We start from the raw sequence: 15,020 nt of genomic DNA on the forward strand, positions 1-15,020 counted from the left end.
CATGTGCGGCATCGTCGGAATGGTCGGGCAGGGGCCCGTCAATCAAGACATCTACGATTCACTTCTTCTGCTGCAACACCGCGGTCAAGACTCGACGGGTATTTCCACCGCTGAGGCGACCGGTGTCATCCATTCGCACAAGGCCAAGGGCCAAGTGCGCGAGGGCTTTCGCACTCGCGATATGCGAGCACTCCTCGGCGAAATCGGACTCGGCCACTGCCGTTACGCCACCAAAGGCTCAGCTTCAAGCGAAGAAGAAGCTCAGCCCTTCTACGTAAACGCGCCATACGGCATCGTGCTCGTTCACAACGGAAACCTCACCAACACGCGTGAGCTCACCGACGACCTCTTCTATAAAGATCGTCGTCACCTCAACACGAGCTCCGACACGGAACTGCTCGTGAATGTGCTTGCGTTCGAGCTGCAGGCCGTCATGACGACGATCGAGCTCGATCCGACGCAGGTCTTTCAGGCGGTGACCCGCGTCCACGAGCGCGTCGAGGGTTCGTACGCGGCAATCGCCCTGATCGCCGGGCACGGACTGCTCGCCTTCCGTGATCCGTTCGGCATTCGCCCCATGATTCTCGGCACGCGAAAAGCTGAGAACGGCCGCTACGAGTGGATCGTGGCATCCGAGTCTCTCGTGCTCGAAAACGGCGGATTCGATGTCGTGCGCGATGTGCTTCCCGGCGAGGCAGTGTTCATCGATCTTGACGGAAACCTGCACAGTCAGCAGTGCTCACCGTCGCCGCAGCTCGTTCCATGCTCTTTCGAGTATGTCTACCTTGCTCGCCCCGACTCGATCATGAACGGCATCTCGGTATACGAGGCCCGCCTGCGAATGGGTGAGCGTTTGGCCGACACGATCGCCAAGTACACACCGTCTGAAGCGATCGATGTCGTCATGCCCATTCCGGACTCCTCGCGTCCAGCTGCGATGCAGGTCGCACGAAAGTTGGGCCTGGAGTACCGCGAAGGTTTCTACAAGAACCGCTACGTCGGACGCACCTTCATCATGCCCGGACAGGCGGTGCGTAAAAAGAGTGTGCGTCAAAAGCTCAACGCGATGTCGAGCGAGTTCAAGGGCAAGAATGTGTTGCTGATCGATGATTCGATCGTTCGCGGTACGACTTCGAAAGAGATCATTCAAATGGCTCGGGACGCTGGGGCTAAGAGCGTGACTTTCGCTTCGGCCGCGCCGCCGGTGCGTTTTCCGCACGTGTACGGCATCAACATGCCCTCGCGTCACGAACTTGTTGCTCATGGGCGCACGATTCCGGAAATCGCGGAAGAACTCGGCGCGGACTACATGGTTTATCAAGAAATCGACGATTTGAAAGCAGCGATCATGGAGGGCTCGGACGTCACCGACCTCGACATGAGTTGCTTCGATGGTCGATATGTCACGGGAACAGTGACAGAAGAGTACCTGTCGTGGGTTGAGGGCTCGCAGTCGTCGTGACGAAGCGTTCCCTCATCGGCGGCCGAGTGCTCGCCCTGATTGGGATCGTCCTGCTCGCATTCTCCCTGCGTTCCGCAGTCGCTTCGCTCTCGCCGATCGTTGACGAGATATCGGCTGATATCGCGCTGTCGCCCACGATCGTGGGTTTGATAGGTACCGCTCCGCCGGTCTGCTACGCGATCTTCGGCATCCTGACGCCGCGTTGGGAGCGCAGAGTCGGCGTGCAGAGCCTCGCGGTCGTCGCTTTGCTGGCTGTCACCGGTGGCATGATTTGGCGGGCATCCGCAGCCGATGCTGTTTCGCTGGTTTCGGCTACCGCACTTATTTTTGCTGCCGTCGGTGTGGCCAATGTGCTCCTGCCGCCACTCGTCAAAAGATATTTTCCAGACCACCTCGGTGCGATGACCACTCTCTTCACGACGACGATGGCCGTGGCGACGTTCGTGCCGCCGATCGTCGCGGTGCCGATTGCGGACGCTGCGGGCTGGCGTGCATCTCTCGGACTCTGGGCAGTTTTCGCGCTGGCCGCGATCGTGCCGTGGGCGGTGCTCGCTGTCCGCTCGCGGGCAATCATCGGGGACGAGAACCTGCCTGTTGCTGCTCGACGGCTATGGTCTTTGCCGCTCACATGGGCGCTCGTCGTCGCATTCTCGGCGAGTTCGGCGACCGCCTACACGATGTTCGCGTGGTTGCCTCTTGTGCTTACCGAAACCGCGGGAGTGAGCGCTGGAGCTGCCGGCGCGTTGCTATCACTCTTCGCTTTCATGGGGCTGCCGCTTTCGCTCCTCGTTCCAACGATCGTCGCGCGAACTCGCCACGGGATCGCCGTTCTCTTCAGCGTTGCGATCGCGTCGGCGTTGGCGGGGGTAGCTGGTCTCGCTTTTGCGCCAGCAACAGCAACCTGGCTGTGGGTGGCACTCCTTGGCATGTGCCCGCTGCTCTTTCCGCTCGTGCTCATGCTGCTGGGAATGCGAACAGAGTCATCGCGCACGGCAGTCGCGCTCAGTGGCTTCGTTCAAAGCGCTGGCTATACGATCGCCGCGATCTTCCCGTTCCTGTTCGGCGTCATCCACACCGTGACGGGAGGATGGACAATTCCGCTTCTCACGCTCGGCGTCATCGCTGTCGCAGCAATTCCGGCCGCGAAAATTATCGCTCAGTCAACGACGGTCGAGAGCGAATTGCGACGCCGAGAGCCCTAGAGCAGAGCTCTTACGCCTTTTTGTCCTCGTACTCGTCCGAGTAGTCATCTGCCCATTTGTCGATGTACTCGGGCTCACCACCCTCAGCGTGACCCAGCTCGCGCTCCAGCGCGGCGTAGTTCAGGCTCGGGCTGTACGACTTGAGTTCGCGAGCAATTTTGGTGTGCTTCGCCTTCTGACGGCCACGCCCCATGCGAGACCCCCTCATGGTCTTCGGCTGCGGGTGATTTGGCAGCACCCGCGGTATTCACGGATCCGGTGAGATAACCGGGGAAGAGTAGCATTCAGAATAACACGGCGCGTGTGCACTCGTGCTGCGCCGCAAGCCGAGAAAGGTGGGGTCATGTCCGAAGAGGCATCCAAAATTCCCGGATCCACAGAGAAAAGCGCACTGCACGGTGCTGTTCTCGTGGGTGTAATTCCTGGTCAGCCAGCGCGAGTCGTGCATGAAGCTGCGCGGTACTCACAAGTTTTGGGCGCGCCACTGCTGGTGGTTCACGTAGACGTGACCCGTTTTGTCACGTCTGAAGACCCGGACGGCTATGTGCACTCAGCGCCGATCGATCTCAACATCGCAACCTCCGAGGGCGAACTCGATGAGGTACGCGCTGAAGTCGAAGCGGCTCTTTCCGATACCGATGTCCCGTGGGTGCTCGATCAGCTTGTCGGCGACCCGGCGCTTGCAATCAAGCATCACGCCGACAAGGTCGATGCACGGCTGCTGGTGATTGGTACCCGTAAGCGCGGCTTCGGCGAATCGGTGCGCGAGTTCTTCACCGGCTCCGTCGCCGCTCGTCTCGCGCACCGTCAACACCGACCGATTTTGGTGGTGCCGCTCGATGACCCGCTTTCGGATGAGGATGATCCGTGGGTGGGTACTGAGGCCTGATGTCAGGACTCTAGCGCGTGCGTGATGCCTTGCGCCGCGTCAGCGAGCGCACTCTCTAGCGCGTCGACAACGGCCGCGTCGAGCGTGCCGCCGCGTGCAACGAACGCACGTAGGTCTCCTCGAACGCGTCCTCGGAATTCGTTGATGACGGCATCCGCGCGACTCACTTGGGCACGGCTGCGCCCGCGCTCATCTTCGGATGCCGTTGGCTCGCTCGGGCGGTGATCGGAACGTGTTGCCGATGCAAGATCGGCGCGCAGGCTCTTCATCGCGGCTCTCATGCTCGTGCGAACCTCATCGGCGATGAGTCGCACCGAGTCGGCGAGATCAGCCTGGATGCCGTCGATTTCTCCGGCGCGGGCGCTCACTTCTGCGTGCCCGGCGGGTGTGATCTCATAGACCGTCTTTCGACCGTCGATGATCTTGGTCACGAGGCCCTCGGCTTCGAGCTTGGCGAGGCGTGGGTATATCGTTCCCGCGCTGGGGGTGTAAGTGCCGCCGGTGCGCTCGGATAGGGCTTGGATGATGTCGTACCCATGGCGAGGGCCTTCATCGAGGAGGCTCAGAAGGTACAGACGAAGGTCGCCATGAGAGAAAACGGGGCTCATGAGAGTTCCTCGGTTTCGGGTTCTGCAGACTCCGCGCTCGGGACGCCGCTCTCCTCGCGACGGAGAACGATGATGTCACCCGATACCGAGTTAGCGCGCACATCAACGAAAGAGTTGCTGAGTTCACCCGACGAGCCGACATAGTTCGTTCCCGGCACCGACCCTTTTCCGGAGTGCACGGAGCCGTCGATTTGAACACGCCCACTCACGCTTCGCACGACGTAATTTCCGGGGAGTGCGTCGTCGAGGCGCACGGTCGCGTCACCACTGACGGTGTTGAGATTGATTTGGTGGACATCGCCGGTTGAATCAATGAGCATTGCGCCCGAGACAGTATCGATGCTTGCCTTCCGCACAGTACCGATCACGGCTACATCTCCGGAGACGCTGTTTGCGCTCAGTGCACCGGAAAAATGCCGCGCTTGCACGTCTCCCGAGACGGCGTTGACGCTCACATCACCCTCGAGACCATCGATGAAGACGTCGCCCGACACCGTGTTGAGCTTGGCGTTGGTGTGCAAGCCCGAGATGAGAGCGCTCGCGCTGACGACCCCGAGAGTGAGTGCGACATCTCGCGGGACGGCTACCGAGATTTCCGCTTTCGGCCCCCCGGATCCGAAGTTCCGAAAAACCTCCAAGAAGTTGTCCCACCGCAGCTGAGGGTGATCGATTTCCACGGTCGACCCTGATGCTTCGATACGCAGGTCTTTCGATGTCACCGAGTGGACTTCGATGCGAACACCCGGCTCGTCGTGCGCGACGACGTCGATCTGCCCTCCGACCATGCCGATCTTGAGTTTTTTCACATCATCGATGTCGATGACCCGGCTCTGCCCCGGCTGAACGATCCATTTCTCGAGTGTCATGATGTCTACTCCTCCTCGGAACGCGATATATCGCGTGTTCAAAATAACACGATATATCGCGTTTAGCGAGAGTGGACGAAAAAGTGGGCCTCGCGCACCCGAAACGCGAGGCCCACCAGAAGGGGTCGTTAGGAGCGGCTACGGCCGCCGATGACCCGGAACAGGAAAGCGATAAGTGCGATCACGCCGACGATGAGTGCGACCCACAGAAGCCACTGGAGGGCGCTGCTGAGTCCACCGACGATGGCCAAAACGATAGCGACAACGATGATGATGAGAAGTGCGATGTTCATGGAGTGTGCTCCTTCATAATTCCGGCGTGGAGTTCACCCGGGGTGTCTCATGGACAATGCCCCACAGTGTCACTAGCACGGCCTCGGCCACAGGGGGTTGACTACACAGAGAATGTGGTGGTAATCCATGAGATACTGATTTGGATACATCTGTGTATCCAAAGACGTTTCCCAGCCGAAGGCAATAAGTGTCGAACCTCGCCGTCCTGAGCCTCAAAAATCGTGCGCTCATTGCTCTCATCACGATCGTTGCCGCAGTCTTCGGAGGCTTGGCTCTCACAAGCCTCAAGCAAGAACTGATCCCGTCGATCGAGTTCCCGCAATTGTCGATCATTTCGACATACCCGGGGGCTTCACCCGACGTCGTCGCCAATGACGTATCGACGCCGATCGAGACTGCTATCCAGGGCGTACCTGGTCTTGAGTCGACAAGCGCGACGAGCACGACCAACGCATCGATCGTGCAAGCATCCTTCGCGTACGGCACAGACCTTGCGACTGCGGAGCAGAAGATCACTCAGGCGATCGGGCGCATCCAAAGTCAGCTGCCCGACAGCGTCGACCCCAACGTGCTCGCTGTCAGCACCGACGACTTGCCGGTCATCCAGCTCGCCGTCATTGGATACGACGACGAAGAGACGGTGCAGTCACTTCTCGAAGCTAGCGTCGTTCCGGATCTCGAAGATATCGACGGCGTCAACTCTGCACAGATCGTCGGCGGGGTCGGGCAGCGCGTAGTCATCACTCCGGATCAGAGCGCGCTTGCCGATCGCGGCTTCACTCAGCAAGCCATTTCGGATGCTCTTGATCAGAACGGCACCCTTTTTCCCGGTGGTGACATTACTGAAGGCGATCAGACACTCACCGTGCAAACCGGCACAAAAGTTGAGTCGGTCGACGCAATCGCGGCGCTCCCCCTCGTGCCGAGCGATGCAGCGCAGTTCGCCGCCGGAACAACCACTATTGCCGATGTCGCAACTGTGGAACTCACTCGCGACCCCGTCACCTCGATCTCACGGGTGAACGGCGAACCTGCGCTGACGATAGCGACTACAAAACTTCCATCTGCGAACACCGTTGACGTGTCGACTGCTGTCCTAGCGGCACTGCCAGCACTTTCTGATGACCTCGGCGGCAATGCCGAGTTCACCGTCGTCTTCGATCAGGCCCCGTATATCCAGCAGTCGATCGAGGCTCTCGCGCAGGAGGGTCTTCTCGGGCTCTTTTTCGCCGTGCTCGTGATCCTGCTCTTCTTGCTCTCGGTGCGTTCGACGCTCGTCACAGCGATTTCCATCCCGACGAGCGTGCTGATCACCTTTATTGGCATTCAAGCCTTTGGGTATTCGCTCAATATCCTTACGCTGGGCGCGCTGACCATCGCCATCGGTCGTGTCGTTGACGATTCCATCGTGGTGATCGAAAACATTAAGCGCCATTACGTCGGAGATGCTGACAAGCTTGCCTCCATAACCCTCGCTGTGCGTGAAGTCGCTGCCGCGATCACAGCATCGACGATTACTACGGTCGCCGTCTTCCTGCCCATCGCCTTCGTCGGGGACTTGACCGGGGAGCTGTTCCGGCCGTTCGCGGCGACCGTTGCTATCGCGATGATCGCGTCGCTTCTGGTCGCGCTCACCATTGTCCCGGTGCTCGCGTTTTGGTTCTTGAAGCCCGGAAAGCCCTTGCGCACCGAGGACGGCATGATCGTCGACCCGGAGGACCCGACGGCGCCGCCGAGCAGATTGCAGCGTGCATACCTCCCGGTGCTGAACTGGACCCTTCATCACTCGTGGGTCACTCTCGGTATCGCCCTGCTCGTGCTCGCGGGCACCGGCGCCCTGGCACCTTTCATGAAGACAAACTTCTTGGGAGACTCGGGGCAGAATACGTTCACGGTTTCTCAAGAACTGGGAGCCGCCGCCAGCCTCGACGCTGAAGACGCAGCGGCGGCGGAGGTCGAGGACGCTCTCGGCGGCGTGGATGGTATCGAGACGATTCAGGTTTCCATCGGTTCGAGCGGTTCAGCAATCCGTGACGCGTTCTCGGGTGGAAGCGCTGGCATTACCTACTCGATCACCACCGACAGCAACGCTGACCAGGTCGTCGTGCGCGAGGATACACAGCAGGCCTTGGCAGATCTGGCTGACGCCGGCACGATCACGGTGACGGCATCCAGCGGTGGTTTTGGGTCGAGCGATATCGCGATCAACGTGTCTGCGCCCGATCAGGGCACGCTGCAAGATGCCACGGATGCAGTTGTCGCATCACTCGACGGTGCTGACGGCATCAGTCAGGTGTCGAGCAACCTTTCGGAATCACTCCCGTATATCGCGGTCGCGGTCGACCGGGATGCGGCTGCAGCGCTTGGACTGTCTGAGGTCACTGTTGGTGCGCTGGTGTCGAACACGATGCAGCCGCAGTCGGCGGGAAGCGTCGAGATTGATGACACCACGCTTACTGTGTATTTGGCGGCGTCCGAAACGCCGGCAACTCTCGACGAGCTTCGCGCTCTTGAAGTGCCAAGCGCGACGGGCCCGGTACGACTCGATGCTGTCGCAACCGTCGAGGAGAGCACCGGTCCGACATCGATCACGACTGAACGTGGACAACGCACCTCGACCGTGACGGTGACGCCATCGGGCGACGACCTCAACTCGGCCACGGCGACGGTCGAGTCGGCGCTTGCGGATGTCGAGCTCCCGTCGTCTGCTGACGCCGAAATCGGTGGTGTCGCAACGCAACAATCCGATGCCTTCTCGCAGCTGGGGCTTGCGCTTCTCGCTGCGATCTTGATCGTATACATCGTGATGGTCGCGACGTTCAAGTCGCTGCGCCAGCCGCTGCTCCTGCTCGTGTCGGTGCCGTTCGCGGCAACGGGCGCAATTCTCCTCCAGATCGTCACCGGAGTTCCGCTCGGTGTTGCATCGCTCATTGGTGTGCTGATGCTGATCGGCATCGTCGTGACGAATGCCATCGTTCTCGTCGATCTTGTTAATCAGTACCGGGTGAAGGGGCTCTCCGCAATCGATGCCACGATCGCCGGAAGTTCACGGCGACTTCGTCCGATTCTCATGACGGCATTGGCGACGATCTTCGCGCTGACACCGATGGCGTTGGGAATCACGGGCCACGGTGGCTTCATTTCGCAACCGCTCGCAATCGTGGTTATCGGCGGGCTGGTCTCCTCGACAGTGCTGACACTGCTCGTTCTGCCGACGCTTTATAACCTCGTCGAGGGTGCGCGAGAGCGCCGTGCTGCGCGGCGTGGGACCGCAGGATCAGACGACGGCGAGACCGCAGTGAAGCCCCGGAAAGCGACGTCACGCCGCGCGCTACGCGAGGCCGCGTCTCACAGCTGAGTGGCATCGACTCGCGAGGCACGGCGGCCTGCTCCGCCGGTTCTTCGTGCGCGAGACCCGCGGCCGATAGTGCCCGAATGAAGACGCCCGCCCACCCGAACATCGCCGTGAAAGCGATTGCTTCGAAGGCCGCGGCGTTGATGAGCTGGGGCGCAAAAAGCGCGCCGGCAATGGCGAGGTAACACAGCACCCCGACAGTCGTGCGACGAAGCACGCGAGACACTCCCCGAATCATCCAAGGAGTTGTTGCGAGAAGCCCGGCAAATCCAGCAATCATTCCGTATGCCACAACATTGTGCAGCCCCTCGTTCAGCGTGAGTGGAATGAACCCTGCCAGCGACAAATTCGCCCCGATGAGTGTGAGAAAGAGGGTGGTTACCGCGGCTGTTCCCCGCGCCGCCGTGCGGCGAGCAAGGCGACGAAGGTCAGCACGAACGCGGCAGGTGAAGACGATGACGAGCATGCCTGCAAGTGCGAGGGTTCCGTTGAACACGGTGCCCGACGTAGTCGAGAACATGCCTAAACGACTGAAGTGCAGGTGCCACCACACGGGATCGGTCGTGGTGAAGATCGCGAAACACACGCCGACCACCAGCACTCCCATGATCGCGAGGCCGAGCTGAGTGGGTGCGATGCGAGCGGACGCCAGTGCACGAAGCGATCGCAGCGTTGTCAGCTGTCGAAACGGGTTCTCGATCGAAAATGGGACAACACTGCTCATGGGGGCACCCTTCACCCGTAAGGTCGAACCCTACCGGTGCGAATGCGACCCCCGTCACCGCGCCCGATAGGTGAGCGCTGGGCACCCGGCGCGCTCAGCGCAGCGGCAAGCCGCCGCGCTCAGGATACTGGGGTTGTGTTACAGCGAAGTGCCACGACCCCGGAACGATGAGGGTAAATGACGCTATGCGTCGTGATCTGGTGTCGTGTATTCGATGCCCCATTCAAGCTCCCACGACTCAAGCGGTGAGAGCCAACGCAGCGACTGCCCGGAATTAAAGGCATCCGCCGGCGCGCTCATCGGCTCGATGGCGACAGCGAGCTCGTGGCCCGGGTAGCGGTCGGTTGTAAATACCTGCAGGTACTCGAAATCTTCACCCGCCCACACGCTGAGAGTGCGGCCGTCTGGTGCGCGAAGTGTGCCGCTGATGCGGCCATTGTGATCCCGCTCGATCGCACCGAACGCGGTATCTATCGACAGATCGCCGACACGACGCGGAGATCGTAGATCGTGCGCGGCGTCAACGGGCGCAACTCCGGTCGGCAGCTTTCGGGCATCGAGCTCGAAGCGTTCCGCTGCTGCCACATCAATAGTGAGATCAGCTGTTGCAACGTCCCCAATGCAGACGTAAGGGTGAGTGCCGAGCGCCACTGGTGCTGGCTGCGCTCCGATGTTCGTCACCGTGTGCGAGACATGAAGGCCGTTTTGCACCAGGCGGTATGTGACTCTCGTCTCAAGCTGGAAGGGGTACCCCGTCTGCGGGTAGATGACAGCACGCAGAGTGACGGCATCCGCCTCAAGGCTGGCGACGTCATACGGTGCGAAGCGCAAGAGGCCATGGGAAGCGTTGCTGAATGCGGGCTCAGTGATCGCAAGTTGTCGTGTCTGGCCGCCCTGCGTCCATTTGCCATCCCTGATGCGGTTAGGCCAGGGCACGAGCACGATTCCCGAGGCTGCCGGCGTCGGAATGCCATCCGGATAGCGAGGAACGAGATCGACTCCGTCGATGTTCAATGAACGCAGCGCGCCACCAACCTGGCAGACCTCCGCTCGTGCACGGGAGGAGGTAAGGGTGTATCGGTGCCCGGTCGGGTCGGCGAGTGTCATCGGTCTGTGCTCCTTCGCTGTCTTTAGGGTACGGGGAGAGAACTCTCAGGACGGCACGCTACAGTGGAATGTCGGCTTCGGACATCGCGCGTGAGCGCGAATGGGTTTTGTGAGTCCTTGGGGCCGATGGTGTGTGTCGATCGACGCTCATCACCATCAGTGAATGCCCCCGACCCACGATGCTCGGGCTAGCCGCCGCGTGCGGCATCGTTCGCTTTGCGAATAAACCCAGAAAGACTCATGCCTCAAAATAAAAAGCCGGCAGGTTCTCGACCCGCCAAAAACTTCGACCCGAAGTACGCTCCGAAGACCTCTTATCAGGATCGCAAACGTCGTCCCGATGCAGTCGGTGCGACAAAGCCCGGCTCGAAGAGCCCAAGCCACCGCGGCTATCGCCCGCAGTCCGAGGACGCCGCTCCCACGAAGCGTCGCTGGAACGCTGACGAGCGCGCCGCACGTGATGGCGCACGCCCCGCACGCGAAGCTGGCGGCTACGACCGCCCGCGTCGATCGTTCGACAAGGACGCTGCACCGCGCCGTGGCACAGCTGACCGCTCGTCGGGCGGGCCTCGTCGCGACTTCGCACCGCGTCAAGACCGCGAAGACCGTCCTCGCCGTGACTTCAGTGACCGTCCTCGTCGTGACTTCAGTGATCGACCGCGTCAAGACCGGGACGACCGTCCCCGTCGCGATGCAAGCGATCGTCCTCGTCAGGACTTCGCTCCTCGTCGTGACTTCAACGATCGTCCGCGCCAGGATCGTGATGACCGTCCGCGTCGCGAGGCGAACGACCGGCCCCGTCGCGAATCTGCGTCACGCCCCAATTTCACACCGCGCCCGGACCGCCACGATCGTCCGCGCCGTGACTCCAGCGATCGCCCCCGTCGCACCGACACCGGCAACCGTTCCGACTGGAACGCGCAGCCCAAGTCAAAGGCGCACGAAGACCACATCGATGTCGTTCACGAGCGCCTGCAGGCAGAGGCCGTCGACGCGACAATCACTACCGGTGAGTCTTTCGGTGACCTCGGTCTTGGGCAGAACCTCGTTCGCGTACTGAACGACCTCGGTGCACCCCACCCCTTCCCGATTCAGGCGGCAACGGTAAAACCGATCCTCGAAGGACGCGACGTGCTTGCGCGCGGTCGCACCGGATCTGGCAAGACCATCGCCTTCGGCGCACCCCTGGTGGAGTCAGTTCTCCGCGCCCAGGCCGGTGCCAAGCGTGACTTCGGTCGCAAGCCCCGTGCTCTCATCATGGCGCCGACGCGTGAGCTCGCTCTTCAGATCGACCGCACGGTGCAGGCACTGGCGCGCAGCGTTGGCCTGTTCACCACGCAGATCTACGGTGGCGTGCCGCAGGCTCGCCAGGTGGGTGCGCTCCGCAAGGGCGTTGACATCATCATCGGGACGCCCGGTCGTATCGAAGACCTCGTCAACCAGGGCAAGCTCGACCTTTCTGAGGTCAGCATCGCTGTTCTCGATGAGGCTGACCACATGTGCGAACTCGGCTTCCTTGAGCCCGTGCAGCGGATTCTCCGTCACACCGCAGACTCCAGCCAGAAGCTGCTCTTCTCGGCAACGCTCGACCGCGAGGTCGCAGCGCTCGTCGATGAGTTCCTCGTCGAGCCCGCCGTCTACGAAGTCGCCGGTGAGGACCAGGACTCGGGCACGATCGACCACCGCGTCATCGTCATCGATCACCGCGACAAGGCTGAGATCCTCACCTCGCTCGTTGATCGCGACGGCAAGACGCTTGTTTTCGCTCGCACCCGTGCGTATGCCGAGATGCTCGCTGAACAGTTCGATGAGGCTGGTATTTCGGCCGTCGCACTTCACGGTGATCTCAACCAGGCCAAGCGCACACGCAACCTGCAGCGCCTGACCTCGGGTCGTGTGAACGTGCTTGTTGCAACAGACGTTGCGGCACGAGGCATCCACGTCGATGACATCGATCTCGTTATTCAGGCTGACCCGCCGGACGAGTACAAGACGTACCTGCACCGCTCGGGCCGTACCGGCCGCGCGGGGCGCTTGGGTACTGTCGTGACGATCATCACGCGTCAGCGCCGCCGCCGTATGACGGAGATGCTCGACCGTGCCGAGATCGAAGCACCATTCGACGATGTACGCATCGGTGACGACCTCATCGAAGAACTCAGTGGTCGTCAGCTCGCGAACGTCACCGCGTAGTTATTAAGACATCCGTCTCGGGCGGAGGAGATGAGTCGGGCGGTGGATCCGCCTTTCGGCTCAGATCCTCCGCCCGATGCGTTTACGCGCCGGGCGCGGGACGCCCGGACTAGAACAGTCGCGCCGCGGCAACCGACTTCGTCGGCGTGACGCGCGTGAGTGTCGAGGTTTGACGCGGGCGGAACCGGGCGGTTTCTTCTTCGGTGCTCCCATCGAGGTGGTATGCGCGAAGCAGTGGGCGCACGCGCCGAGACAGCCACTGCCGGTACTGCTTAGGCGCCTGAGCGGATGCCCCGGGGTACAAACCGAGGTAGGACGACACGAGCTCGGGATGTTCACGCCGCAGCCATGCCATGAACCACGGTTTCACCCCTGGTCGTAGGTGCATCGCTCCGTAGATCACGCGGGCGGCCCCCGCGTCGCGAATTCGCGACAGTGCGTCTTGCAGTGCGGTCATCGAGTCGGTGAGGTGCGGCATGACGGGCATCATGAACACCGTCACACGGAAGCCGGCATCCGTTGCTGCGCGAACTGTGTCGAGGCGTGCTTGCGTCGACGGTGTTCCTGGCTCGACGGACTTTTGCAGGTCGTCATCGAAAATAGCAATCGACATTGCGATCGACACATCGACGACGGATGTCGCTTCCACCAGTTGCGGCAAATCCCGGCGCAGGAGTGTTCCCTTTGTGAGAACCGAGAACGGTGTCCCCGATTCTGCGAGCGCGTCGATGATTCCTGGCATGAGTCGGTAGCGGCCCTCGGCCCGCTGATACGGATCGGTATTCGTGCCGAGGGCGACGTGCTCGCGTCCCCAAGAACCACGTCGTACTTCCGCCCGGAGCACATCGGCAATGTTGACCTTGACGATGATCTGCGAATCGAAATCGCGACCGGTGTCGAGGTCGAGATATGCGTGGGTACCGCGGGCAAAGCAGTAGACGCACGCATGAGAGCAACCGCGGTAGGGGTTCACTGTCCAGTCGAAAGGCATTTCAGACGTGCCGGGCACATGATTGAGGGCTGAGCGAGCCAGGACCTCGTGAAACGTCACGCCAGCGAAGTCGGGAGTGGTCACCGATCTCACCAGGTCATCCGTGCTGTCGAGGCCGGAAAGTGCGGCGTCATCGATCGCACCCAGTTGTTGCCCTTGCCATCTCATGGCGTTAGTCGAACAGGTGTTCTATTAGAAGTCAAGTGAGTCGGTCTAGAAAATAGAACGCATCGCGCGAAGGGTGCCTGCCCGCTCATCGAGGGGCATCAGGGACAATGGACTGATGACTTCTTCCAAAGCCCCCGTGTCGCGTCGCGCTTTGCGCGAAGCACGGCGTCGCTCTCTGCGGCGAGGGTGGCTTGCGGTGGGTACATCTGTACTTGCTCTCGGCAGCATCGCTGCCGTTGTGATGGCGCTCGTCGCGCCGCCGCTCGGCGAGGATGCGACACTGGGGCAGCAGTCAGTGGCGGCGACGACCGCGCCTGTCGTCGTCGAAGCGCTCCCGGTGCCACAGATGAGTAGTTCGCCGAGCGGCGCTGGGTCGGCGGGGGAGGCGGCGTCTGGCGACTCGAGCGATGCCATCTGTGACAACGCGGCCGTCACCGACGCGCTCGCGGCTGGCAACGACGGTGACGCGATCACCGCGGCAGGGGGCGCCGAGGCATTCCGTGATGCCGTGGCGAGCGGTGCTGCGCCTTGCGTCTCTTTGAGCGACGCGACTCGCGTGTGGACGGTAGTGAACAAGCAACGAGCCTTTGACCCCGTCGACTACGAGCCTGCGCCGCGTCAAATTCCCGACGCTGTGCGCGATCTTGCCGGTGGCAGTCTTCGTTCGGATGCAGCGGGCGCTCTCACTGCCATGGTCGCCGACGCTGCGGCTGCAGGTGTGGGAGAGATTGCCCTAGAGAGTGGATATCGGTCGTACGGGACGCAACAGTCGACGTACAGCGGCCATGTCGCGGATATGGGTCAGGCTGAGGCAGACAAAGTGAGTGCGCGCCCCGGCTTCAGCGAGCATCAGTCCGGGCTCGCCGCCGATGTCGTCGCCTGCGGCGCGGACGGCTGCACGTCGCTCGATGGCCTCGCCGGCACCGCACAGGGTGATTGGGTCGCGGCGCACTCCTGGGAGTACGGCTACATCGTGCGCTATGAAGAGGGGCACACCGATACGACCGGGTATTCGCCGGAGCCGTGGCATCTGCGTTACATCGGAACGGATCTCGCCGCGGCGTATCACGAGGGTGATTGGCACACGCTCGAAGAATTCTTCGGGCTACCCGCTGCCCCTGATTACGCCAACTGATCACCCTCGATCTCGCGCCGCAGCAT

At 61.6% G+C, this 15,020-nt stretch carries 12 protein-coding genes; 6 read left to right on the forward strand and 6 right to left on the reverse strand.

Annotated elements, in window-relative coordinates; all coding sequences use genetic code 11:
- The first annotated feature begins 1 nt into the window (after nt 1).
- Complete coding sequence (gene purF, locus G6N83_RS07460) at nt 2-1,462, forward strand: amidophosphoribosyltransferase (RefSeq protein WP_165140802.1); 1,461 nt, start codon at nt 2-4, stop codon at nt 1,460-1,462.
- On the forward strand, nt 1,459-2,664 hold the full coding sequence (locus G6N83_RS07465; protein ID WP_165140804.1) for an MFS transporter: 1,206 nt from the start codon (nt 1,459-1,461) through the stop codon (nt 2,662-2,664). The genes purF and G6N83_RS07465 overlap by 4 nt, the downstream gene beginning before the upstream one ends.
- A 10-nt stretch (nt 2,665-2,674) precedes the next feature.
- On the opposite strand, the gene G6N83_RS07470 is transcribed toward G6N83_RS07465, so the two are convergent.
- The gene (locus tag G6N83_RS07470; RefSeq protein WP_165140806.1) at nt 2,675-2,857 is read right to left on the reverse strand and encodes a DUF3073 domain-containing protein; all 183 of its coding nucleotides are present in this window, start codon (nt 2,855-2,857) and stop codon (nt 2,675-2,677) included.
- A 150-nt stretch (nt 2,858-3,007) separates the two neighbouring features.
- On the opposite strand from G6N83_RS07470, the gene G6N83_RS07475 reads away from it, so the two are divergent.
- Nucleotides 3,008-3,553, forward strand: coding sequence for a universal stress protein (locus G6N83_RS07475; RefSeq protein WP_165140808.1), 546 nt, complete (start codon nt 3,008-3,010; stop codon nt 3,551-3,553).
- Between the two features lie 2 nt (nt 3,554-3,555).
- Here the strand turns inward: G6N83_RS07475 and G6N83_RS07480 are convergent, their stop codons facing one another.
- The 3 genes from G6N83_RS07480 to G6N83_RS07490 all read right to left on the reverse strand — a co-directional run bounded on the left by G6N83_RS07480 (nt 3,556) and on the right by G6N83_RS07490 (nt 5,320).
- The gene (locus G6N83_RS07480) at nt 3,556-4,161 is read right to left on the reverse strand and encodes a PadR family transcriptional regulator (protein WP_165140810.1); all 606 of its coding nucleotides are present in this window, start codon (nt 4,159-4,161) and stop codon (nt 3,556-3,558) included.
- Nucleotides 4,158-5,027, reverse strand: coding sequence for a DUF4097 family beta strand repeat-containing protein (locus G6N83_RS07485; RefSeq protein WP_165140812.1), 870 nt, complete (start codon nt 5,025-5,027; stop codon nt 4,158-4,160). Before G6N83_RS07485 ends, G6N83_RS07480 begins: the two co-directional genes overlap by 4 nt.
- Nucleotides 5,028-5,155: 128 nt before the next feature.
- On the reverse strand, nt 5,156-5,320 hold the full coding sequence (locus G6N83_RS07490) for a DUF2207 domain-containing protein (RefSeq protein WP_165140814.1): 165 nt from the start codon (nt 5,318-5,320) through the stop codon (nt 5,156-5,158).
- A gap of 188 nt (nt 5,321-5,508) precedes the next feature.
- On the opposite strand from G6N83_RS07490, the gene G6N83_RS07495 reads away from it, so the two are divergent.
- Entirely contained in the window at nt 5,509-8,679 is a 3,171-nt protein-coding gene (locus tag G6N83_RS07495; protein WP_165140817.1) for an efflux RND transporter permease subunit, read from the forward strand.
- A gap of 904 nt (nt 8,680-9,583) precedes the next feature.
- On the opposite strand, the gene G6N83_RS07500 is transcribed toward G6N83_RS07495, so the two are convergent.
- Nucleotides 9,584-10,507, reverse strand: a complete 924-nt coding sequence (locus G6N83_RS07500) for an aldose 1-epimerase family protein (RefSeq protein ID WP_165140819.1) — start codon at nt 10,505-10,507, stop codon at nt 9,584-9,586.
- Nucleotides 10,508-10,747: 240 nt separating this feature from the next.
- Between G6N83_RS07500 and G6N83_RS07505 the strand changes: the two genes are divergently transcribed.
- Complete coding sequence (locus G6N83_RS07505) at nt 10,748-12,700, forward strand: DEAD/DEAH box helicase (protein ID WP_165140821.1); 1,953 nt, start codon at nt 10,748-10,750, stop codon at nt 12,698-12,700.
- A gap of 109 nt (nt 12,701-12,809) precedes the next feature.
- Here the strand turns inward: G6N83_RS07505 and G6N83_RS07510 are convergent, their stop codons facing one another.
- The gene (locus G6N83_RS07510; RefSeq protein ID WP_165140823.1) at nt 12,810-13,859 is read right to left on the reverse strand and encodes an Rv2578c family radical SAM protein; all 1,050 of its coding nucleotides are present in this window, start codon (nt 13,857-13,859) and stop codon (nt 12,810-12,812) included.
- 115 nt (nt 13,860-13,974) lie between these two features.
- Here G6N83_RS07510 and G6N83_RS07515 point away from each other — a divergent pair, with 115 nt between their 5' ends.
- Nucleotides 13,975-14,994 carry a M15 family metallopeptidase gene (locus G6N83_RS07515; protein ID WP_165140825.1) on the forward strand — a complete coding sequence of 340 codons (1,020 nt, stop codon included), beginning with the start codon at nt 13,975-13,977 and terminating at the stop codon, nt 14,992-14,994.
- Nucleotides 14,995-15,020: the final 26 nt, after the last annotated feature.

The organism is Microbacterium endophyticum (assembly GCF_011047135.1).
Lineage (GTDB): Bacteria > Actinomycetota > Actinomycetes > Actinomycetales > Microbacteriaceae > Microbacterium > Microbacterium endophyticum.

Coding starts and splice junctions, on each gene's coding strand:
- purF (WP_165140802.1), top strand. CDS start 2: ATGTGCGGCATCGTCGGAATGGTCGGGCAGGGGCCCGTCAATCAAGAC.
- G6N83_RS07470 (WP_165140806.1), bottom strand. CDS start 2,857: ATGGGGCGTGGCCGTCAGAAGGCGAAGCACACCAAAATTGCTCGCGAA.
- G6N83_RS07475 (WP_165140808.1), top strand. CDS start 3,008: ATGTCCGAAGAGGCATCCAAAATTCCCGGATCCACAGAGAAAAGCGCA.
- G6N83_RS07480 (WP_165140810.1), bottom strand. CDS start 4,161: ATGAGCCCCGTTTTCTCTCATGGCGACCTTCGTCTGTACCTTCTGAGC.
- G6N83_RS07485 (WP_165140812.1), bottom strand. CDS start 5,027: ATGACACTCGAGAAATGGATCGTTCAGCCGGGGCAGAGCCGGGTCATC.
- G6N83_RS07490 (WP_165140814.1), bottom strand. CDS start 5,320: ATGAACATCGCACTTCTCATCATCATCGTTGTCGCTATCGTTTTGGCC.
- G6N83_RS07500 (WP_165140819.1), bottom strand. CDS start 10,507: ATGACACTCGCCGACCCGACCGGGCACCGATACACCCTTACCTCCTCC.
- G6N83_RS07505 (WP_165140821.1), top strand. CDS start 10,748: ATGCCTCAAAATAAAAAGCCGGCAGGTTCTCGACCCGCCAAAAACTTC.
- G6N83_RS07510 (WP_165140823.1), bottom strand. CDS start 13,859: ATGAGATGGCAAGGGCAACAACTGGGTGCGATCGATGACGCCGCACTT.
- G6N83_RS07515 (WP_165140825.1), top strand. CDS start 13,975: ATGACTTCTTCCAAAGCCCCCGTGTCGCGTCGCGCTTTGCGCGAAGCA.